14 protein-coding genes are annotated in these 21,193 nt (G+C 68.3%); 5 read left to right on the plus strand and 9 right to left on the minus strand.

The annotated features are described in order from the left end of the window. Nucleotides 1-11 precede the first annotated feature (11 nt). Nucleotides 12-485 carry a hypothetical protein gene (locus tag LG278_RS17545; protein ID WP_404388802.1) on the minus strand — a complete coding sequence of 158 codons (474 nt, stop codon included), beginning with the start codon at nt 483-485 and terminating at the stop codon, nt 12-14. An 85-nt stretch (nt 486-570) separates the two neighbouring features. On the opposite strand from LG278_RS17545, the gene LG278_RS17550 reads away from it, so the two are divergent. Further along, nucleotides 571-1,431, plus strand: coding sequence for an FMN-dependent NADH-azoreductase (locus LG278_RS17550; protein ID WP_404388803.1), 861 nt, complete (start codon nt 571-573; stop codon nt 1,429-1,431). Here LG278_RS17550 and LG278_RS17555 read toward each other — a convergent pair. The 4 genes from LG278_RS17555 to LG278_RS17570 form a co-directional block, all read right to left on the minus strand. After that, nucleotides 1,428-1,814 carry a hypothetical protein gene (locus tag LG278_RS17555; RefSeq protein WP_404388804.1) on the minus strand — a complete coding sequence of 129 codons (387 nt, stop codon included), beginning with the start codon at nt 1,812-1,814 and terminating at the stop codon, nt 1,428-1,430. The genes LG278_RS17550 and LG278_RS17555 overlap by 4 nt on opposite strands. Before the next feature lie 151 nt (nt 1,815-1,965). After that, a complete protein-coding gene (locus tag LG278_RS17560) occupies nt 1,966-2,481 on the minus strand; it encodes an ANTAR domain-containing response regulator (protein ID WP_404388806.1) in 516 nt (171 codons plus the stop codon). Nucleotides 2,482-3,010: 529 nt separating this feature from the next. Further along, nucleotides 3,011-4,477 (minus strand): hypothetical protein, encoded by a 1,467-nt coding sequence (locus tag LG278_RS17565; protein WP_404388807.1) that lies wholly within the window; start codon nt 4,475-4,477, stop codon nt 3,011-3,013. Continuing rightward, entirely contained in the window at nt 4,464-4,925 is a 462-nt protein-coding gene (locus LG278_RS17570) for a hypothetical protein (protein ID WP_404388808.1), read from the minus strand. Before LG278_RS17570 ends, LG278_RS17565 begins: the two co-directional genes overlap by 14 nt. Before the next feature lie 303 nt (nt 4,926-5,228). Between LG278_RS17570 and LG278_RS17575 the strand changes: the two genes are divergently transcribed. After that, the gene (locus LG278_RS17575; protein ID WP_404388809.1) at nt 5,229-5,984 is read left to right on the plus strand and encodes a hypothetical protein; all 756 of its coding nucleotides are present in this window, start codon (nt 5,229-5,231) and stop codon (nt 5,982-5,984) included. A 231-nt stretch (nt 5,985-6,215) separates the two neighbouring features. Here LG278_RS17575 and LG278_RS17580 read toward each other — a convergent pair whose 3' ends face one another. Both LG278_RS17580 and LG278_RS17585 read right to left on the minus strand, forming a co-directional pair. After that, nucleotides 6,216-7,325 carry a DUF4192 family protein gene (locus LG278_RS17580; RefSeq protein WP_404388811.1) on the minus strand — a complete coding sequence of 370 codons (1,110 nt, stop codon included), beginning with the start codon at nt 7,323-7,325 and terminating at the stop codon, nt 6,216-6,218. A 67-nt stretch (nt 7,326-7,392) separates the two neighbouring features. Further along, nucleotides 7,393-7,794 (minus strand): hypothetical protein, encoded by a 402-nt coding sequence (locus LG278_RS17585; protein WP_404388812.1) that lies wholly within the window; start codon nt 7,792-7,794, stop codon nt 7,393-7,395. Between the two features lie 284 nt (nt 7,795-8,078). Between LG278_RS17585 and mobF the strand changes: the two genes are divergently transcribed. Beyond that, nucleotides 8,079-14,177, plus strand: coding sequence for a MobF family relaxase (mobF, locus tag LG278_RS17590; protein WP_404388814.1), 6,099 nt, complete (start codon nt 8,079-8,081; stop codon nt 14,175-14,177). A 225-nt stretch (nt 14,178-14,402) separates the two neighbouring features. Here the strand turns inward: mobF and LG278_RS17595 are convergent, their stop codons facing one another. After that, nucleotides 14,403-14,726 (minus strand): Lsr2 family protein, encoded by a 324-nt coding sequence (locus LG278_RS17595; RefSeq protein WP_404388815.1) that lies wholly within the window; start codon nt 14,724-14,726, stop codon nt 14,403-14,405. A 131-nt stretch (nt 14,727-14,857) separates the two neighbouring features. Here LG278_RS17595 and LG278_RS17600 point away from each other — a divergent pair, with 131 nt between their 5' ends. Next, nucleotides 14,858-15,703 carry a nuclease-related domain-containing protein gene (locus tag LG278_RS17600; RefSeq protein WP_404388817.1) on the plus strand — a complete coding sequence of 282 codons (846 nt, stop codon included), beginning with the start codon at nt 14,858-14,860 and terminating at the stop codon, nt 15,701-15,703. A gap of 271 nt (nt 15,704-15,974) precedes the next feature. Further along, nucleotides 15,975-19,037 (plus strand): Eco57I restriction-modification methylase domain-containing protein, encoded by a 3,063-nt coding sequence (locus LG278_RS17605; RefSeq protein ID WP_404388818.1) that lies wholly within the window; start codon nt 15,975-15,977, stop codon nt 19,035-19,037. A gap of 476 nt (nt 19,038-19,513) precedes the next feature. On the opposite strand, the gene LG278_RS17610 is transcribed toward LG278_RS17605, so the two are convergent. Beyond that, the gene (locus tag LG278_RS17610) at nt 19,514-20,545 is read right to left on the minus strand and encodes a hypothetical protein (protein ID WP_404388819.1); all 1,032 of its coding nucleotides are present in this window, start codon (nt 20,543-20,545) and stop codon (nt 19,514-19,516) included. Nucleotides 20,546-21,193 lie beyond the last annotated feature (648 nt).

Here is a 21,193-nt window from a genome sequence, read left to right on the forward strand (position 1 = left end):
GCGAATAGGCCCTACTGCATTGACGATTCGTAGACCAGAATGACCGTCGGCACCGGCTCGGTGCCGACGGTCACGGTCGCCGGCGGCGGCGTGATCCTCGGCGGGTCTGCCGGCGCCGCGGTCAGCGTGTAGGTGCCCGCCGCCAGGTCCAGAGCCACCGTGCCGTCGTCAGCAGTCGTCCCCCGTCCTGCCACGGAGCCATCAGCCTTCGTGGCCGTGACCTCGACGCCAACGACCGGTTCCTCGGGACAGTCGGACGCGCCGGCCGGGGTGGCCGGGCTGCGCGGCTCCGGTCCGCACACTGGCCGAAACAGGGCCAAGATCTCCACGCGTCCCGACGCGCCCCCCGCCCCGGTCGTGCCACGCACGGCTGGGCCGCTCGTCGCCCCTGGGCCCGACGACGGCCCCCGGGGCAACGCCGGGTCGGTCGAGCATGCCGGCAGCACCAGGACGGCGAGCACCAGGACCGCCGCGAAGCGGATCATGGCTTCAGTATCGCCCCAGCCGCGCCTTGCACAGTGGCGAAGCCGCATCTCGCGGACACCCGCTACGCCGGAGGACCTGTTCTCCGTGAAGTTGCTGATGCCCGGCGCAGCCGGGCTACGCCTGCCGCCATCGAGCAACTCACCCAAGACACGTCCCACGTTGAAGATCCGGCAGCGCGAGGTGAATTCCCAACACATACTGAACTCAGCGGTCACGCCGTTCACGCCATTGATGAGTAGCGACCGACGTCATTCCAGAGACCTGAAGGAGTTCCTGATGAACGGTTCTTCCAAGTCCTTGCTACGCATCGACTCCAGCATCCGCGACGAAAACTCCGTCTCTCGGCAGGTCGCCAACACCTTCGAGGCCGCATGGCGCGCAGAGAACCCCGCCGGGCCGGTCCACCAGCGCGAGCTCGGCCTCACACCCTTGCCCTACCTGACCGAGCTCGAACACACTGCCATGTTCGTTCCGGTTGAGTACAGGACCCCCGAGCACGTGACCGCTCAGGCTCGTGCGGCGGTCCTCGCGGACGAGCTGTTCGAAGCCGACGTCGTCCTCTTGACCGCGCCCCTGTACAACCTCGGCATCCCGGCCTGCCTCAAGACGTACCTGGACCACGTCTTCACCGACATCAGACTCTTCCCCGGGTACGGAATCACCCAGCCACTCGCGGGCAGGACCGTCGTCATGGTGAGCGCCCGGGGCGGCGCATACGGCCCCGGGATGCCGCTCGAGGGTTTCGACCATGCAGAGCCCTACCTGCGGCGCCAGTTTGTCGACCTACTCGGATGCGAGCTCGAAGAGATCCTCATCGACCTCACCATGGCCGCGGTCAACCCGAAACTGGCCCACCTGACCGACGTCGCCGACACGAGCCTGGCCAAAGCTCACGTCAGGGCCGAGCAGCTCGCCCGCGGTCTCGGCGACGCGATCGCCAGCTAGAGCGACTGCGCGCGCGGCTGATCCGCGGCACCGCGTCCATCGCCATCGCGGTCACGCCCTACGGCGCGGAGTTTCTCGACCAGCTCGGGACTGAGCGCCGGCGCCAGCAGCGAGACGAGCACCGTGCCCGGCCGCAGGCGCGAGATCTCCTCGTCGCTCGGCGCGTTGACCTTGTGCACGACGTCCGAGCCCCACACCTGCTCGGCGTCCACGACCCGAGCCCCCGCAGCGGCATACGCCTCGTCGGAGAAGCTGGCCACCGCGCCCGCGCCGGCCTCGACGACCACGTCGTAGCCGAGCCCGACGAGCTGACCGACGGTCTTGGGCGTCGCGCCGACCCGTGTCTCACGGGGGCGACTCTCTCGTGGGACACCGATCTGCACGATGGCTCCTTCGCGCTGAGGGGCAGGGACTGGTTCGCGAACCTAGAGCACGACCAACCGTTAGGGACTGTTCCAATAGCGCACAACACGCGTATGCCGTCCAGTTGCCCGCGGCTGTCTCTGATCGTGAGCCCGAGGCGTCAGAGGCTGGTCACAGGCGGGAGGGCAGTTCGCCGGTGGCGAGCACCTCCCGAGCCAAGGCATACAGCTTGCGGTTCAGGTCCTGACTGGTGCGCCGAAGCATCTCGAACGCCTCGTCCTGGGGCATCTTGTGGAAGGCCATCACCACTCCGACCGCCGCACCGATGTCGCGGCTGTGCTCCAAAGCTCGTTGAAGGTTGGCTGCTTCGGTGTTGGCCTCATCGAGCCGCTCGAGCATCTCGAGAATGAACGCCTCTGTCTCCGTGAGTGATCCGTCATCTCCCGTGTCGACCGGATGCTCTGTCATGACCCGGGTGACTGCCTGCACGGGGTCGGTCTTGTGGTGCTGGTTCGCCTGCATCGTGCCGCTCCTGAAACGGTCGACCTGCGGCCCCGGCCGTCTGCTGGACCGGCCGAACAGCGACAGGATAGCCACGTCCTGCGGTTTCTGAAAAGAGCCCGCCCCACCGTTTGTTCTGGCGCTCTCGCCATCATGCGGGTGCGGCGAACCAAGGCGTTCGATCACGGTGGCGGACGCCGCACAGCATCTCGACGCTCCGCATCTCGCTCAGAGTCTCTGCGTTGCCTGTATCGCCACCTCGTCGATCATGCGATCCCGACGAGGAACGCGACGTCGGCCATGAGCGTCGTCCCGGCGTGACCGTCCCGGACGGTCGGGACGCGCCGTCCACCTCCGGGAGCGTTTACTGGCGATCTGGCGGGGCCGTGAAGGCAATGCGCATCACCCGCCGGCGGGACGGCGCTCGGGTTACCCCTCGCTTGTCGCCGACGCGACGATGCGTACGTCACCTCCGAACATTTGGCGTCGGGACAAAGGTGGCTGGCACTGCAGTGCTTGCTCGAGACGGACACCACGTGGCCATCAACGACGGGCACCACAGGCGATCGCTGGGTAGTGAGGCGCAGATCTGGATCTGCGCGACTCAAGGGAGCTGACTTGGACCAATCTCGTTTGAGGGCCTTCGGGCGGAGCTGACGATGTCAGTCACCGTGAATCGACAGAGCGCAGTGCCGCGGGCATGGTCTGGACGCGATCACCGCAAGCGGACGCTGCTCGGCGAGGGCGCCGGGAGGCCGGGAGGCTGCCGGCCGCGATGCACAGGCGAATCCAGCTCTGCATGATGTGGGTTCGCGGCTTGGTCGCGGTCGGGCGCGCTCAGGGCGGCGGCGGCACCTGCCGCTGTAGTGGTCGCGTATGCGGTGTGTTCGGCTGCTCGCGTGAGTGAATCACGGATCGTGTCGGGGAGCGCGACGGGCCGGTCGTGGGCGTGGTCTGCTAGGCGCACCCACGCTTCAGGGCTGACGTTGCCGTGAGGGCCCAGCGCCTCGAGCGCCATGGCGATGGCGTTGACTTCGCGGGCCGACGCGAGCAGGTCCGGGTTGGTCGTGGCCTCTCGGAGTGCGTAGGCGAGGTCGGTGGAGGTCGCGAGTCCCAACTGCAGTGTTTGGGCGGCGTGTTTGAGGTCAACGGTGGCGGCGAGGGTCTCGACGGTCGCTGGGCCGGTGTGGTCGTGGGTGAGCTCGAGCAACGCGGCACGGATCTCGTTGGCCGCCACGACAAGGTCGGGTCTCAGGCGGCGCCCCCGAGCGGGTGCCAGCTGCGCCCAGGTCGTCGCGAGGGCGACCCAGCTTGCCTGCGCTGCCTCGAGCGCGGGCGCGAGGCGATCGCGATATTGGCGGGGTTCGATCGCGCGAGTTTCGGATGCGGCGCGCAGCAGTGTCTGGGTGGCGTAGGCGGTGTGGGCTTGGGTCTGCGCGACGAGCATGATCGTTGCGGCTGTGGTGGTTCTTGCCAGGGCGCGGTGGGCCTGGATGTCCCAGGTGGCCAGCGCTTGGCGCAGTCGGTCGGGCTCGGGCAGCGGCTTGTGTTCGCCGTGAAGCGCTGCAGGGAAGGTGGCTGAGACGTAGGACGCGACGAGCTGCTCGAAACACGCCATCCGGTCGCGCGCCTCCACGGTGCGTTTCATCGACTCGGCCGGCAGGGTGGCGCGTCTCGCCGCGGGCATGACGGCAAGGAGACGCAGGTCGCGGTTCAAGGCGACCTGCACGCCGTGGGCGCCGACGTAGAGGACGTGCATCAACCGTGCTGTGGCCGCCTCGAGGTCCGCTCGGACCTGCTTTCGCATCGGGCGGATGTCGGTGCGCCGACGCGGCAGCAGCTCGGCGGCGAGCGTCAGGTTCTCGCACACCTGGAGTAACCGCTCGTCCGCCGGGCCGGTCCCGGGCCATTGGCGCTTCCGGGCGGCCTTCAGCAGGCTGCCGTTCATGGCCTCGAGCTGCGCCATGAGGGCTGCACCCGCATCCCGACGCGCCGATCCGGCTGTGCCGGCGGATGGGTCGGGCAACGCACGCCACAGGTCACCGGCCGCCTCGACGACCTCACCCCACGTTCGGACCATGACCCGCCCGTCCATGAGCGGGGTGTCCATCAGCACCTCCCGCACCTTGAGGTCGCAGTCCAGCAGCAGCTCCCCGACGCTGCGGCCATCACGGGCGCGCATCAGCGTGCTCTCGAAGGAGGTCGCAGAGCGCGACGACGAGCCGGCTGCTGCCTGCGGGCAGCGCCTCGATCGGGACCGTTCGGGTCAGGGCTTCCGCCGCCTGCACCAGCTCGATCGGGTCGTCTTGGCGCGAGCACGACCCGGCGAGCGGGACGTCGTCGAGCCCGACGTCAGCTGGCAGCAGGCTTCGGGCATGGCCCGCGGCGAGGCGGGCGCCCAAGCCGAGATCCGACAGGGCGAAGGAATCCTCGAGACCGGACGCCGGGCCTGCAGCCAGGAGGCTCAGGGAGCGATCGGCTGCAGCCTCCAAGAGAAGGACGGCCGCAGCCATCACGGCCGCACCGTCGGTTCTGGTCACGGTCATCTCCGATGTCACCGATGCCTCGGCGGGTCCTCTTGATGTCATGGCGCCTCCCACGTCTTCCTCGGATGTGTTGCCTGTCTTCATCCACGCAAACGGTGGCCGCGGCGGCGGACCCACCTCGGCGCGGCCTGTGGATAACCGGCGGGTGTCGGTGTCGGGACCGACACTGGTCTCACGGACCAAAGCCCGGAGCCGAGCGCTGACGATCAGCTGGGAAGAGGTTGTCCGGGGTTGGGTCGCTCGTCTGGGAGGGGGGTGCGTGTGATGCGAGCACGGGCGTGCAGAGCGCTGGCCCACGCGCCGGGCGTTGCTGTCAGCACCGTTGTGACAGCCGCCCTGGTTTCGGTTCTGCCGGGCCCCCTCCCCTGGGTCGTCTGGATCGGCGTCGTGACCGCGACGGTCGGCCTGCTCGCCGGCGCGGGCGAAACCACCGCAGTACGTGCGCTCTTCGGCGCTCGGGCGTTGACGCCCGCCGAGGCGGCAGCGCTGGCTCCCGCGCTCGTGCTGCTCTGCCAGCGCGGCCTGGGGCCTCCGCTGGTCCGCCTGTACCTACGGCCCGGGGTGCAGGCGGTGTCCGCGAGAGGCGCCGGCCGCTGCTCCGTCCTCGTCTCCGCCGAGCTTGTGTCGCATGTCCGTCAGGGCCGGCTCACGTCGGATCAAGCGGCCGCCGTGATCGCCCACGCGGCGGCACTCGTCCAGGTCGGCGCCGTCCGTTCCGAGCTGGGGATACGGCTGTGGACGACGCCGTGGCGGTTCCTGCGCGGCCTCGCGCGCGCGGTGGGTGCCACGGGCGAGCGCCTGCCGCTGGTGGCCCTGATGTGGCGGGCCCGCTTCGTCGTGGGGCTGGTCGCCCTCGGCCAAGGCGTCAGTGCTGGCCAACCCGAGGCTGCCGTGGGAGGCGCGTTGAGTGGGGCTGTCGTCGGATTGAGCTACCTCGTCCCCCGCTCGGAGGACTCGTGGGCCGCGCGGCTTCGGGCCATGGGCGACGAGCACGTCGCCGGCGCCGGTTTGGCGCCAGCGTTGGCTGATTTCCTGCTGTGGCAGTCACGCACGGCTGCCACCTTCGAACGGGTCCACTCTCTCGAGCTCGCCCACGCCTCCACGGAGCCGGCGAGTCCACCGGTCAGGTCGACGCGACACTGACCAGCGACTCGACGATCAGCACCGTGCGGTCTGGGAGGCCGGCCATTGGCCCCCAACACGCGACTGCGCGGGGCAACGGGTGATCGTGTCAGTGACACTCACCCGGAGGGCGGAGCCCTCGCTGGCCTTGGTCGCCGTGATCAGGAGTTCATGCATGATGCCGGGTCCACCGGCGCGGCCGTGGCGTCCGGTGCATGTCACCGGCCCGGCTGGTGACGGGCTCGCCGCGTCTCACCGATGTGGTCCAGCAGGGCCGGGCCCCGGTGGGGGCTTCGGCGACTCGCGGATCGCGCGGCTCAGCCCGGACTTGGGCGATGGGGACGGGTCGGGGTGGGGTCCGGCCACGTCGTCCGACGCGCTCCAGGTGCGGGGGTCCATCCCGAGCTCCAGAGCGAGGTTGATCAGTCGTGCCATCTGGTACGCGGTCCCCGCTGGAACGCGGTCCAAGGCGACGCGCGCCTTGACGGCGTCGCCGTCGAGCCAGTGCGCAAACGCCGCCAACGACGCCACCGCAGCCACGGCTGACCCTGGTGACGATGATGGCTCGGGTGACGCGGGGCTATCGGGGCAGCGGGTCAGCAGGTCGCGCCACAGCTCGGCATGGCGAGGTGCCGTCGAGCGCTCCATCGACGCCCAGGCCTGATCGCGAAGCGGGATGTGCTGGACGTCGGCGATCAGGCGCGCCGCATAAGCTTCCGGCAGGACGGTGCCTCCCGCTGCCGCGCGGCCCAGAATGGCGGTGATCCACTGCCGCTCGACCTCGCCTTCGGGGCCGCCGCGCGCAGCCGCTGCGGCACGCTCCGCTGCTGGAGCGATCAGCTCGTCCGCGACGGGCCGGCCGGGAGCGTATGCCTGCCGCAGCTGCCCCGGCGTCGCGTACGGCATCGGACGGTCCAGCAGGAGGAACTCTGCCGTCATCAGGTCCCGGTCGCTCTGGGTCACCTCCCCCCGGTTCGGTCCGTCCAGACGCACCCAGCCGTCGCCGTCAACCATCACCGCACCGATCACGGGGATCGCCGACTCCAGCCGCTCCCGGACCGTGTCGCACACCCTGCGTGCCACATCCGGGTGCTCGGTGTACGCGAGCAGGACGACACCGACGCCCGCGCCGGCATACGCCCGTGCGAGCCCTCGAGCGACCGCCGCCGTCTGCGGCGCGCCGTGCGGCATGTTCACCCTCGCCACCGGGGCGTCGCCGGTCACCTCGGGGACGACCACGAGCGAGTCCTGCGGGTGTACGCCGAGGAAGTGCGGGACCGCGGCAACCACTTCGCTCATGCTGTGCAGCACGAGGTTCTCCTGGCTCACGATGCTCTCCTTCGCGTCGAACGGCACGCTCACCTACCAAAGCCACGCCCGCCTGCTCGGCGATCACCTGGCCCTCGGATGCTGTGTCGTCAGCTCTCGGTCACGGCTGAGGGCGGTCCAGACCTGAGGAACGCTCTCGCGCTGGGTCGCCCACCTGTTTCCGCGCGAGGTTCCGGTCAGTTCGCGGCTGGTCGCCGCCGAGCCGGCGGAGCCTCGCGATCTCCCGCATGGTCATGCTGGGGCCGCACCACTGCGGCACCTCGGCTGGCGTGAGGTGCTCATCGTCGAGCAGGTGGCGCAGCGCCGCGCCGGCTTGCTGCTCGCATCGGGCGACGGCGGCGTCTCGCTCCCCCAGCGCGACGAGAACCTCTGTCGCAATGGCAGCTAGCCGCTTGTCCCGCTCCTGCCGCTCAGCGCGCAGCTTCGCCTGCGCGTCGAGCGCGGCGCGGCGAGCTGCTTGACGCACCGACGGCCGCTCTTGTCGCCCGGTGGGTTCACTCATGATCAGGCCTTTCGACGCGCACGGCTCCTGTCATCGACGTAAGACCGGTGATCGCCTGTCAGCGATCACTCCTTGCCATCCGAGACATCACCGACGACGAAGTGCCGTCGCGAGCGGCTCGCCGGTACACCGTCCGAAGACCGGCGCGATCGACGCCGCCGTGCCAGGCGTACCCCCACCGAAACCGCAAACCCCATGTCACACACACCTCATGCATTCCCGGTCATTTCAGTTTCAACCACCTGATCGCCAGGGGCGCCGGGTGGGCTTTGGTCGGTGTGACGATGTCCATCCACAAGCTCACGGCCGGGAGCGGGTACGACTACCTCACCCGTCAGGTCGCGGCGCAGGACGCCACGGACAAGGGCCACACCGGCCTGGCCAGCTACTACGCCCAGAAGGGTGAGACCCCCGGGGTCTGGGTGGGCTCCGGGATGGCCGGCATCGACGGCCTCGACGTCGGCGACGTCGTCACGCAAGAGCAGATGCAGGCGATCTTCGGCTCCGGCCACCACCCCCTCGCGCAACAGCGACTGGACCGGCTCGCCGGGCCGGACCTGACCCAGAGTGACTACCAGGCGGTGACCCGGCTCGGTCTGCCGTACAAGGTGTACTCGGGTGATGTCAGCGCGTTCCGGATCGGGGTGGCCCGCCGGATCCACGAGCTCGCCACGGAGCTGGGGGCCGGCCTCGGTGACGACCTCGGTGACGGCTCGGACGCCGTCGTTCCGCTGGAGGAGCGGGCCCGGATCCGGACCGAGGTGGCGACCGATTTCTTCCGTGCCGAGCACGGCCGGGACCCCGCCTCTGGGTCGGACGGCGTCCGGGAGATCGCCGCGACGATCGCGAGACACTCCCGTCCCCGGACGACCGCGGTCGCGGGCTACGACCTGACCTTCTCACCGGTCAAGAGCGTGAGCGCCCTTTGGGCGGTGGCCGATCCGGCGACCGCCGCCGCGATCGAACGGGCCCACCTGGCGGCCGTCGGGGACGCGCTGCGGTTCCTGGAGGAGCACGCCTTGTTCACCAGGACCGGCACCAACGGGGTCCGTCAGGTCGAGGTCCGGGGGTTGGTGGCGACCGCGTTCACGCACCGTGACTCCCGCGCCGGGGACCCTGACCTGCACACCCATGTCGCCGTCGCGAACAAGGTGCAGACCCTTGACGGGCGCTGGCTCAGCATCGACGGGCGGGTGCTGTTCAAGGCCAACGTGTCCGCCTCCGAGACCTACAACACCGCCCTCGAGAAACACCTCCACGCCGGCCTGGGGCTCCGCTTCCACGAGCGTGACACTGAGCTACACAGCTCACGTCAGAAGCCTGATGTCGACGATTCCCGGAAGCGTGCGGTCGGGGAGGTGGTCGGGGTCGACCCCCGACTGAACGAGCGGTGGTCGGCGCGGCGGGCGGCCGTCGTGGCCCGCCGCGGCGACCTCGCCCAAGCCTTCCAGCGCGACCATGGGCGGCCCCCCACAGCGGTGGAGTCGATCCAGCTCGCGCAGCAGGCCACCCTGGAAACCCGGCAGGCGAAGAAGGACCCGCGGACCCTGGCTGAGCAGCGCGCCGCGTGGCGCCAGCAGGCGATCGAGGTCCTCGGCGACGAGCCCGCCCTGACGGCGATGACCCGGGCGGCCACTGCGCCAAAAGCGGCGTCGCAGCCATCTGGTAGCCGGGTCGACGCCGCGTGGATGGACGCGACGGCCGCCTCGATCGTCGCCTCGTTGGAGGCGAGCCGAAGCACGTGGCAGGTGTGGCACGTCCGGGCCGAGGCGCAGCGTCGGGTGAGATCCACCGACCCCGCTGACCTCGCTGTCAGGGACGTGGACGCCGTGGTGGGGCTGATCGTCGACGACGTCCTCGAGCGCCGGTCGGTACGTCTCACCGACCAGGGGGACGGGATCCGCGAGCCGGCGCAGCTGCGGCGCCGGGATGACTCCAGCGTCTACACGGTGCACGGCGCGGACCAGTACAGCTCGGCCGTTGTCCTGTCGGCCGAGCAGCGCCTCCTCGATGCTGCCGGGCGCCTCGACGGGGCCACCGTCGACACCCCAGCGGTCGACTTGGCGTTGCTCGAGTCGGCCGCGAACGGGGTCACCCTCAACGCCGGGCAGGCCGCGCTGGTGCGCGGGATGGCGACCTCCGGGGCGCGGCTGCAGCTGGCGATCGCACCCGCCGGAGCGGGGAAGACGACCGCCCTACGGGCTCTGGCCACCGCCTGGGCCAACGGCGGCGGCCACGTCATCGGCCTCGCCCCGTCAGCGGCCGCAGCCGCCGTCCTCCGCGATCAGATCAGCACCCCCACCTCAGTAACACCGGCGTCATCCGAAGCCGCCGCCGTCCGCACCATCGGCACCCACGGAAGGGTCGGTCCAGTTCACCCGGGGCCGGCGGTCACCGACACCCTCGCCAAGCTCACCTGGTCCATCGACCACAGCGACCTGCCCGACTGGGCCGCCCACATCGACGCCGCCGGCCTCGTGCTCATCGACGAGGCCGGCATGGCCGACACCCTCACCCTCGACACCGTCGTCCAGTTCGTCACCGCCCGCGGCGGATCGGTCCGCCTCATCGGCGACGACCAGCAGCTCGCCGCGATCGGCGCCGGTGGCGTCCTGCGCGACATCGCCCACCACCACGGCGCGCTGCGGCTGACCGAGCTGATGCGCTTCACCGACCCCGCCGAAGCCGCCGCCACCCTCGCCCTCCGCGACGGCGCACCCGAGGCGCTCGGGTTCTACCTCGACCGCCACCGCGTCCACGTCGGCGACCCCGCCACCACCACCGAGGACGTCTTCACCGCCTGGCAAACCGACACCGCCACCGGCCTGGACGCGATCATGCTCGCCCCCACCCGCGAGCTCGTCGCCCAGCTCAACCAGCGCGCCCGCGCCCACCGAATCGACAGTCAGCCGCCAGGCCACGATCGAGGGACGGAGGTCACTCTGGCGGGCGGGAACGCCGCCTCGGTCGGGGACCTCGTGATCACCCGCTCCAACGACCGCCGACTCAGGGTGACCCCGACGGACTGGGTCAAGAACGGCGACCGCTGGACCATCCTCGACGTCGGCGACGACGGCCGGCTACGAGTCCAACACGTGAGGAACCGACACACCATCACCCTCCCCGCCGGCTACGTGACCGCGTCCACGGAGCTGGGCTATGCCACCACCGTCCACGCCGCCCAAGGCGTCTCCGCGGACACCATGCACGGCCTCGCCACCGGGCAGGAGTCACGCCAGCAGCTCTACACGATGCTCACCCGCGGCCGCGTCGCCAACCACGTCTACGTCCAGGTCGTCGGCGACGGCGACCCGCACACCGCGATCCACCCCGACACCCTCACCCCACCGACCGCCACCGACATCCTCGAGACGATCCTGGCCCGGGACCACTCACCCAGTTCCGCGACCACGCAGCTCCGCGACGCCGCCGACCCCGCCAGGCTCCTCGGCCAAGCGACCGCCCGCTACACCGACGCCGTCCACTACGCCACCGAAGATCTCCTCGGTCCCGACCGCATCCACGCCCTCGAACAGGACGCCGACCAAGCTGTCCCCGGACTGACCGAACAGCCTGCCTGGCCCACCCTGCGCGCGCACCTGATGCTGCTCGCCGCCCACGACCTCGACCCCACAGCCGCGCTGCGCACCGCCGCCTTCACCCGGGAGCTCGACACCGCAGCCGACCCCGCAGCCGTCATCGACTGGCGCCTCGACGACCCCAGCCTGCCAACCACCTACCCGCGCCACGCTGGCAGTGACACACCCAGCACCGGCCCGCTGCCGTGGCTTCCCGGCATCCCGCCGGCCCTGGCGAAGCACCCGACGTGGGGCGAATACCTCACCCGCAGAGCGGAACTCGTCAGCACCCTCGCCGCTCAGGTCAAGGACGCAGCCCACACACGGACGCCCGCCTGGGTCACCCACACCGCCGCCCGCCTCGACCCCGCCGTCCTCGCCGACGTGCAGATCTGGCGGGCCGCCACGCAGGTTCCCGACACCGACAGGCGGCCCACCGGGCCCCCACAGCTGCAGAAGGCGGCAGCCCTCTGGCAGCGCAAGCTCGCTTCGCAACTTCAGGGCAGCCGCTCCCCCGCCCTTCAGGAATGGCAAGAGCTCCTGCACGCCGCCGCCCCCGGAATCCGCCGTGACGACTTCACCCCGACCTTGGCCGAACGGCTCGCCGCCATCTCCCGCGCCGGGCTCGACGCACTCGGCCTACTCCGGCGTGCCTCGGTCGTCGCGCCGCTCCCCGATGACCACCCCGCCGCCGCGCTCTGGTGGCGCCTGAGCCGCCACCTCTCGCCGGCTGTCGCCGCGGACCTGGACCACGCGCGCCGTTACAGCCACGACGCGCTCACAACGTCGTGGGTGCCGCACCTGACCGCCACCTACGGCCCCGCCCGCGCCCAGGAGCTGCAGGCCAGCCCGTGGTGGCCTGCCCTGGTCACCAGCATCGACCACGCCCTGCAACGCGGCTGGGCCCTGCAGGACCTGCTCGACACCAACCCCAGTCACAACCGCGCCGCATACGACCAGGCAGCTCCCACATCCGGTGACCTCGACGACTGCCAGGCCATGGTGTGGCGGATCACCGTCCTCACCGACCCTCCCCCGCCGCTGGAGGACGTGGACGACCACCCGGCGCACGAGGACGAGCTGCCCCCAATGGACATCGACTGCGGCGTCGACCCTCTGAGTGAGGCACCCACCCCGGAGCAATGGCACGAACTCCCCAACGCGGGCAGCGACTTGGGCACGGAGCACCATGACATAGGCGCCAAGGCTGACGCCAACGGAGCAGCGGCTCCCGTCGATATCGCCGCCGAGGCCGGTGCCGCGGTTGAAGCGCGGCTGCAGCTCGCCGCCATGGTCCGCGAGACGATGGGAGCCCTGGACCCCGCCGACGATGACGTGGAGGTCATGGTCGCCCGTGCCGCGCTGTGGGACGACAGCCCGGTCAGTCGCGAGCGGATGCTCGCGATCAACCAGCTCACGCAGACCTACTTCCGCGACCAGCTCCCTGGCAGCTGGGCCGAGCAGTACCTGCGCGAACGGTTCGGTGCCGTAAGCGAATCGCCCCCTGGACCGCGTGGACCTGGTGGCTCCCTGACTGCGTTCGCGCCGGGGTACGCGCCCGCCGGCTGGACCTCTCTGGTCACCACCCTGCGACGCTCCGGCGTTACCGACATCGAGATGCTCACCGCGGGGGTCGCCAGCCTTGCCCGCACCGGCAGACTGATCGACCGGTTCCGGGACCGGGTCATGCTCCCGATCACCCAAGACGGCGACGTCCTCGGCTTCGTCGGACGCCGCCACCCCGCCCTCACCGACGACGCAGGTCGTGGCCCTGGTGTGCCGAAGTACCTCAACACCGCCGACACGCCCCTGTTCCACAAGGGCGCCCACCTCTACGGCATACCGCCGGGGTCCCTGCCCGACGACACAGCCCTCGTCCTCGTCGAAGGCCCGATGGACGCCATCGCGGTCACCCTCGCCGGCGGCGGAGCCTTCGTCGGCGTCGCCACCCTCGGCACCTCCCTCACGAACCAGCAGACCGCGCAACTGGCGGCGCTGGGCCGGCCTCTGGTCGTGGCCACTGACGGCGACCTGCCCGGCCGGGTCGCCGCCGAACGGGACTTCTGGATGCTCGCCCCGAACGGACTCGCCCCTGCCGTGGCCCTCTTCCCCGACGGGTCAGACCCCGCCGACGTCCTGACCGGCCGGGGCCAGCGCGCGCTGCTCGAGACCCTCCACCGCGCCCGCCCCCTGTCGTCGCTGCTCGTCGAGGAGCGACTCGACAACCTCACCGGCGAGGCCGCCCTGCAGCAGGCCAGCCAGATCCTCGCCGCCCAACCCAGCGCCACGTGGGAGGCGGGGAGCCGACACGTCGCGCAGCGACTCGGGGTCCCACTTCAGACCGCCCGCGCCTGCCTCACCGGCCACGCCGAGGACTGGAACCGCAACCCGCGGACCACCGCCCAGCAGCAGCTGACCGCCGTCCGCGGGGTCCGCGCGCGGCTCGAGAACATCGCGGAACAGCAGCCGGTCGACCGGTGGCGCGGGCTGGCCCGGGAACTCGACCCCCGACTCACGGCCCAGAGCGACTGGCCCGCCCTGGCCAGCATGCTCGACCACGCGCATCGGGGCGGACACGACGTCGCCGCGCTGTGCCGGGAGCTCATCGACGAGGAGCCGCTCCAGGACCGACCGGCGCAAGAGCTCCGCCACCGCCTCGCGGTCCGGCTCCCCGACGACCCTGCGTCCGACGATGTGCCGTTCAACGAGCCCGAGACTGCGAGCCGCCACCGGACCGGTGCGGCCATGCAGCAGGCGGCCGGCGGCGACAGACCGGCGCACGGACGAGGCTCCATCCGGCGCTGAGGTCACAACCCCGGGGACCACCCTGGACCGAGCGATGACCACTGCCAGCGGCTAACGCCGTACGGACGTTCCGTAATCGGGCCAGGTCCGGATGACCTGCAAACGCTGACGCTCGCCATTCCAGATCTCTGCGGAGGAACATGTGAGTGACTGGGTCATCGGCGTACCGAAAGCCGAAGCGCCCAGACCATCGTCGACCCGTGCGCTCTGAGGCATTTCGCGTGTTTAGTGGGCTGCGTCGAACGCGGCAACAATCCGTTGCGGGATCCGTCCACGCGCGGGCACGTCATGCCCGTTGCTGTGCGCCCAGGCGCGGATCTCCGCGTTACGCGAGTCGCCTGCGGCTGCGAGCCGCTGACGGGTGCGTGCGGGCCGCCCTGAGGTCCGCGCCCGGTCGGTCCAGTGCCCCAGGGTCTTGCGCAGCTCCTTCGCGTTCTTCTCCGACAGGTCAATCTCGTAGGACTTGCCATCGACGGCGAACGTGATTGTCTCGGCTGCCTCAGTGCCGTCAATGTCGTCGACCAGAGTGGTGATCACTTGTTGGGCCATGACGCGATCGTAGGGGCGGCTGGCTCCGGTGGAGTGCCGCCTCTCTGAAGGACGGTCGTTCTGCGGCGACATCACGCGAATTTCTCAGCGGTCGGCTCAACTCTGAGGAGCGTTCACCGTACGGTGAACGAGTGGACGGGGGGACCGACGAAAAGCGCATGCGCCTGCGCTACGCCGGCTCCTGCTGGGTCTGTGGTGTGCAGCTCCCCGCCCGGGCCGAGGCAATCTATGAACGGACGACGAAGACGGTCCGCTGCGTCAGTCACGACGTGCTCTCACCGATCGAACCCGCTGATGCGGGAGCGGTCGATGCTGCTGTTGTGGACGTCGTTGAGTCCGGCACCGCGGGAGCATCAGCGCGTCGCGAGTTCGAGCGCCGCAAGGCCAAGCGTGAAGAACGCATCCGGGCTGCGCACCCGAAACTCGGCGGTCTGATCCTCACCCTCTCCAGCGAGCGACAGTCAACGACCGCCTGGGACACCGGCGCCGCCGGGGAAGAACGACTCGGCAAGGGCTTGGACGGCCTCGCCTCAGACAACGTCCGGCTGCTGCACGACCGCCGGATCCCGAAAAGCAGGGCGAACATCGACCACCTGGCCGTGACCGCCAGCGGTGTCTATGTTATCGACGCCAAGAAGTACCGCGGCCGTCCCCACCTCAAGATCGAGGGCGGCCTCTTCCGGCCCCGCACCGAACGGCTACTTGTGGGTTCCCGCGACTGCACCAAGCTCGTCGACAGAGTGCTCAGACAGGTCGACGTGTTGCGCGGACTGCTCGACATCGACGTCCCGGTCCACGGCGTGCTCTGTTTCATCGAAGCGGACTGGCCCCTGATCGGCGGCACCTTCACGACCCGCGGCGTTCAGGCGTTGTGGCCCAGCAAGCTCTACCCCCAGCTCCAGGCAGGAGGCCCCTACACCGGCGACACCATCGCCGCGATGCACCGCCAACTCGCAGAAGCACTACCCCCGGCCTGAAGCACCGCCCACGCCGAAACGCGGCGGAAGGACCATAGGACGGTCCATGGACTTGGCAGCGCCCATCATGCGTTACCCCGGCTTCTGCGCTCTTACCGTCTGGAGACAGGGTGGGGGTACGGCTCGTGCTGCTGGTCGGCGCTCCCCACATCACCGTTGCCTCAGCTCCGAACCTCGTCGCGCCGGTCGCCATACGTCGTAGCTACTACATGGGCCGAGTGCTTGTGGCTTCAGACCAACGCTCGTTGGGGGGACCTGATAGACACTGCATGTGGCCACCAAGATCGTCGTTGACACCGTCTCCCGCATCGCTCGCCGAGACAAGGGGCGAGCGGAAGCCCAGTTACAGGCCGACATCTACGCCCTCCTGACCGTGGGGGCTCTTCAGCTCAATCAGGACGACGTCGCGCGACTGGAGGTGCCCACACAGGACGGGACGCGGCGTCGGCTGGACATCGAACTTGGGCACTGTTGCATTGAGGTCAAGAAGGACCTCCGCATAGGTTCGATCTTGGCGGACGCCCGTGTACAACTCGCTGGCTATGTACAGACGAAGTCTCAGCAGACTGGAGCACGATACGTCGGTGTCATCACGGATGGCGTGGCGTGGCATCTGAACCACTTGGTGGCAGACGAACTGCGAGAGGTGGCCACGTACACGGCTTCACCCGACGAGCCGGACGGCCTGGTGATCTGGCTGGAGTCTGTGCTCGCAACGGACGAGAAAATTCCGCCGTCGCCCAAGGAGATTCGGGACAGGCTTGGAGCAGATTCACCAGCGCACCTGCTCGACCATGCCACCCTTAGGGCGCTGTACGAGGCGAGTGCCACCCGCCCGGAAGTAGCGGTCAAGCGTGACCTCTGGGCGAAGTTGCTGCGGACGGCGTTTGGCTCCGCCTTCAGCGAGTCACCCGAGTTGTTCATCGACCACACCCTTCTGGTGCTCACTGCTGAGTCAATTGCTCACGGGGTGGTTGGGTTCGACCTCACGAGCGGCCAGTTGACCCCGCAGGACATCGCGAGAGGGTCTAAATTCCAGGATGCCCAGATCTACGGCGTGGTTGAAGAGGACTTCTTCGATTGGGTTCTCGACGTCCCTGGTGGACCTGGGTTTATCACCGAACTCGCCCGCCGTATCGGCCGGTTCGACTGGTCCGGCCCTCTGCGACACGACGTCCTCAAAGCGCTATACACGTCCGTTCTCCCTGCCAAGGTTCGAGAGGCTCTGGGCGAGTACTACACGCCTGACTGGCTGGCGGACCGCATGGTGGCGGAGTGCTACACAGACCCACTCAACCAGCGCCTGCTCGAGCCCTCTTGTGGGTCGGGGACCTTCTTGCTACACGCTGTGCGCGCGCACCTGGAGGCTGCCGAGACTGCCGGCTCTACCGCCGGCGCGGCAGTTGCCTCGGTGGTGTCATCGGTAATCGGGATGGACGTGCACCCGGTATCGGTGATCCTGGCTCGAGTCACCTATCTCATGGCGATTGGCAGAGATCGCTTGAACGCACCTGACAGAGGTCCGTTGGCCATACCGGTCTATCTCGGGGATTCGGTGCAGTGGGAGCAGCACACGGATCTCATCAGCGCCAATGACGTGATCACCATCAGTACAGCTGGCGACGATCTGGTCTCTGGCGGTGGCGTGCTTTTCGGCGACGACCTGCGTTTTCCACAGTCGGCGCTCGCAGACGCTGGGACATTTGACCGGCTCGTCAACGCCATGGCGGACAAGGCGCGCGACGCGTCACCACGTTCCAGCGGGGATGTGATCGCGCCTGTCCTGAAGCAGTTTGGGATCCACCACGGTGAGCGTGACCTGCTCACCGAGACTTTCGACACCATGCGCCGGCTCCACGCGAGCGGCCGCGACCACATCTGGGGCTACTACGTTCGCAACCTCATCAGACCCTTGTGGTTGGCAGACCCCAAGAACCGGGTCGATGTTCTCGTAGGGAACCCGCCTTGGCTGAGGTACTCGAAGATGACGTCGGCGATGCAAGCCCGCTACCTGGTCTTGGCGAGGCAGAGAAACCTGCTGAGTGGAGGTTTGGGCGCCTCCGCGCGCGACCTCGCCACGCTCTTCGTGGTGAGAGCAGTGGAGCTGTACCTGAAGCCCGGTGGGGCGTTCTCCTTCGTCATGCCCCACGGCGCTCTCTCGCGCAAGCCGCACTCGAACTTTCGATCCGGGAAATGGGGCCACAAGGGGCTAGTCCTCGCGGCTTCGTTCGACCAGGCGTGGGACCTTGACAAGGTCACCACCGGCTTTCCCATGAGTTCATGCGTCGTGCACGGTCGACTCAGCGCTCAGCCGGTGCCCATGCCTGGGGACGTTCAGGCTTGGACCGGGAAGCTGCGGAACCCGGACGTGACCTGGCAAGTGGCGCGGAAGAACGTGACTACGGCGAGTGGTCACGTGGTTGCGATCGATGGCTCGGCCGGTACTGCGGGCTCGGCGTACCGCAGTTCCTTTCGCCAAGGCGCGATTCTGGTCCCGCGCTACTTGCTCTTCGTCACCGAGGAATCGAACGCCAACCCACTGGGGGCGGGTGCCGGGCGAGTGTCCGTCTCATCGGCGAGATCTCCACAAGAGAAGGACCCATGGAAGAGTCACCCGTCGATTAGTGGCACGGTTGAGAAGCGGTTCGTGAGGGACGTGTTGCTGGGTGAGTCAGTCGTCCCGTTCCGGGTCCTCCCGGCGCGCCGATCGGTTCTCCCTGTGAACGATGCGCGGATCCTCACCCGCGCTGAGGTCGCTGCCGAGGCTGGTCTGAGCGGCTGGTGGGACCGAGTCGAGAAAGCCTGGGAGATGGGCAGGAAGCCATCCGAAGGACTGCCTCTCCTGGAGCGCTTCGACTACCACCAGCAACTGTCCGCGCAACTGCCTGCGGCGACCAACCGCGTGCTGTACAGCAAGGCAGGGAACAGGCTGGCTGCGGCCCGCACGGATGATCCCCGTGCCCTGATAGACCACAAGCTTTACTGGGCGGCCGTCAGCGGGGTCAAAGAGGCGCGCTACTTGGTAGCCATCCTCAATAGCGACCGCTTACTGCGCCGCGTCACGCCACTGCAGACCAAGGGACTGTTTGGTCCTCGCGACTTCGACAAGCACATCTTCTACGTACCGATCCCTGTATTCGATCCGACCAACACCCTGCACGCACAGATCGCAGACCTTGCAGGGGACGCCGAGTCGGTGGCTTGCTCTCTGCTTCTGCCGCCGGGCATAGGCTTCCAAACCGCCCGCACGCTCATCCATGAGGAACTCGTTCGCAAGGGTCTAAACGGACAGATCGAGTCGGCGGTTGACCAATTGATCGGCACAAACACGTAGCGTGATCGCCCGCTGAGTCGTGCCTGGCCCTTCTTGCCCATGGCCAGCGTCAGCACTCCCATCATCGGAAGACGCCACCCCCACCCTCGATCGAGGGCCGACCAGGTGCGCACCTTGGATTCTGAAGAGCGCTATCAATTCACGGCCAACAGTGACCGACTGGCTACCGAGACAGAACACGCCGTGCTGGGCGCAACAGAGCCCCAATCGTGGTGCTGCACCCAGCCGTAGCAGCGCTGGGAAACCGGCTCGTTCTGCTCGCAGTGCTGCGCGGCTTCAGCGGGGCATAGGGCGCAGGCGTGGCCGCAATCTACACACTTGCGGCCTGTTCGACGGCGCGGTAGGTCGTTGGCGGGCGAGCCCGGGAGTCGCCACGAGCGCGGCGGTGACCTCGCCGGAGGACCCGAACCATTGGTCGCGGACGAGCTTGGCAATCGTCTCACCATCCAGAGATCTCCACTCCTGATCGGGACGCGTCAACCGAGGTGTCTGAAGTGCTTCAGGATCCGAATGGTGTTGTAGCCGTCGATGGTCATATAACGCCTTGGATTTGCGGGGTCTGCCGCGAACGCGTGGAGCATGTGCTGCACCGGCGCCGTAATCGCGTGGCAGTGCTGGACGACGAGGAGGTCCGCAGCAGTATGAGCGAGACGCGATATTTGGTCACCGTTCTTTCCGAGGTCGGAAATGGTCATGGGGTGGAACTTGGCGGGCCCTTTGAGAAGGAAGGCAGCTCGCAGCCGTTTGCCATTGACTGTCATGCGGTCACTCCAAAGATCAAACTGCTCACCGCCCCAGTCCTTCGGCACCTCTGGTTCGCCGATGATGCCCGCGAGCCAGATCTTCAATTGCTCCTCTGTCACATCTCTGAGGCGATCCAAGTCGGGCCGGCCTAGTCGCATGCCCCAATCCACGCCGGCAAACTGGTCCACGGCGCCTGGCCAGACGTGCAGAGGCTCAGTTTCCACGAATCCGAGGCCTCGGTATATGACGCCCCGACCCCAGCGGTTCGCAATCAAAATCGGACGTATGTCGACTTCTTGGGGAGAAAGTGCCGTCACATAACCAACTACGAACTGCCGCTTCGCCCCGCTGAGCTCCCCTGCGGATGTTTCGCTCGTGAGGTGGCGAACGTTATACGAACCGGTGACACTTACTGTGGAGTCCGTAGCGAGCGGAGCCGTGAAGGAGGCCCTCGCCACACGACCTGCTGCTAGGCTGTCCAGCGCCTTTCCCACGCCCTTAAAGTAGAACCGCTGCTCCACCCAAACGAGTTGTCCGGCATCCAGCGTTTGCTCGGCATGTGCCACTGCGAGAGAAACCGGCTTGAGTTCCGCAAACGCCTGGGCGAGCGCACGTTCCATGAGGTCCATGTGGAACGAGCGCCACATTGGGTTGTTCTCTGCTGGCAACCTCGAAGCCACTTCACGCGCAGCTGCGTCGTCCAAAAGACTGAGGGCTAACTTCGGATGGATGAACCATGCGTCGAGAACAAGCGGCTCATCCACTCAGGCATCATCTCATTGCCGCGGGCCGGATGCGCCCGGTTCTTTGAGCGGAGAAGGCGCGGCCGAAGGCTGGCCGGCCAGCGCGCTGGGGTGCCCAGCGCGCCAGTCGTGGCGAGGAGTGGTCCGCGAACGAGACCAGTCGAGGCCGGAGGGGCCGCCGCGCTTCGGTGCCCCTAACGAGCGGTAGGCGGCAGGTCCCGGACACGCCCTATCTGGGAGAAGGGACGCACCGCCCCCCTCTGCCCACGGGGCGGCTATTGGGATGCCGGCTACGTAAGGGAGGCACGACGACGGGGCGCATCTCGCTACCCGGACCGTTTGACCGCGCATCTTGCGGTCAGCTATTGCCGAGCGGTCCCACGGCTGGATTCTCAGTGTGGTCCTCTGGTGGGCCCTGAACGTGGGAGTCTTTCAGGCATGCCACGTCATCTCCGACAGTTCGCGCGCGACGCTCGGTACCAGGTGGTCAAGAACCCCTATGTTGGTGCCGTCTGGTTCGGGGTGGCCCTGATCACGCTAGTCATCAGCACATACCTGCTGAGTAACCCTGCAGATCTTCTTGCGCAGCAGTTCGGTCTACGAGAACGATCCACATTGGCAACATTGGAGCCAGCCGAGGCATCTCCTTCATCTCCGGCCACAGTTGGC

Source organism: Humibacillus xanthopallidus (assembly GCF_044793955.1).
GTDB classification, from domain to species: domain Bacteria; phylum Actinomycetota; class Actinomycetes; order Actinomycetales; family Dermatophilaceae; genus Humibacillus; species Humibacillus xanthopallidus_C.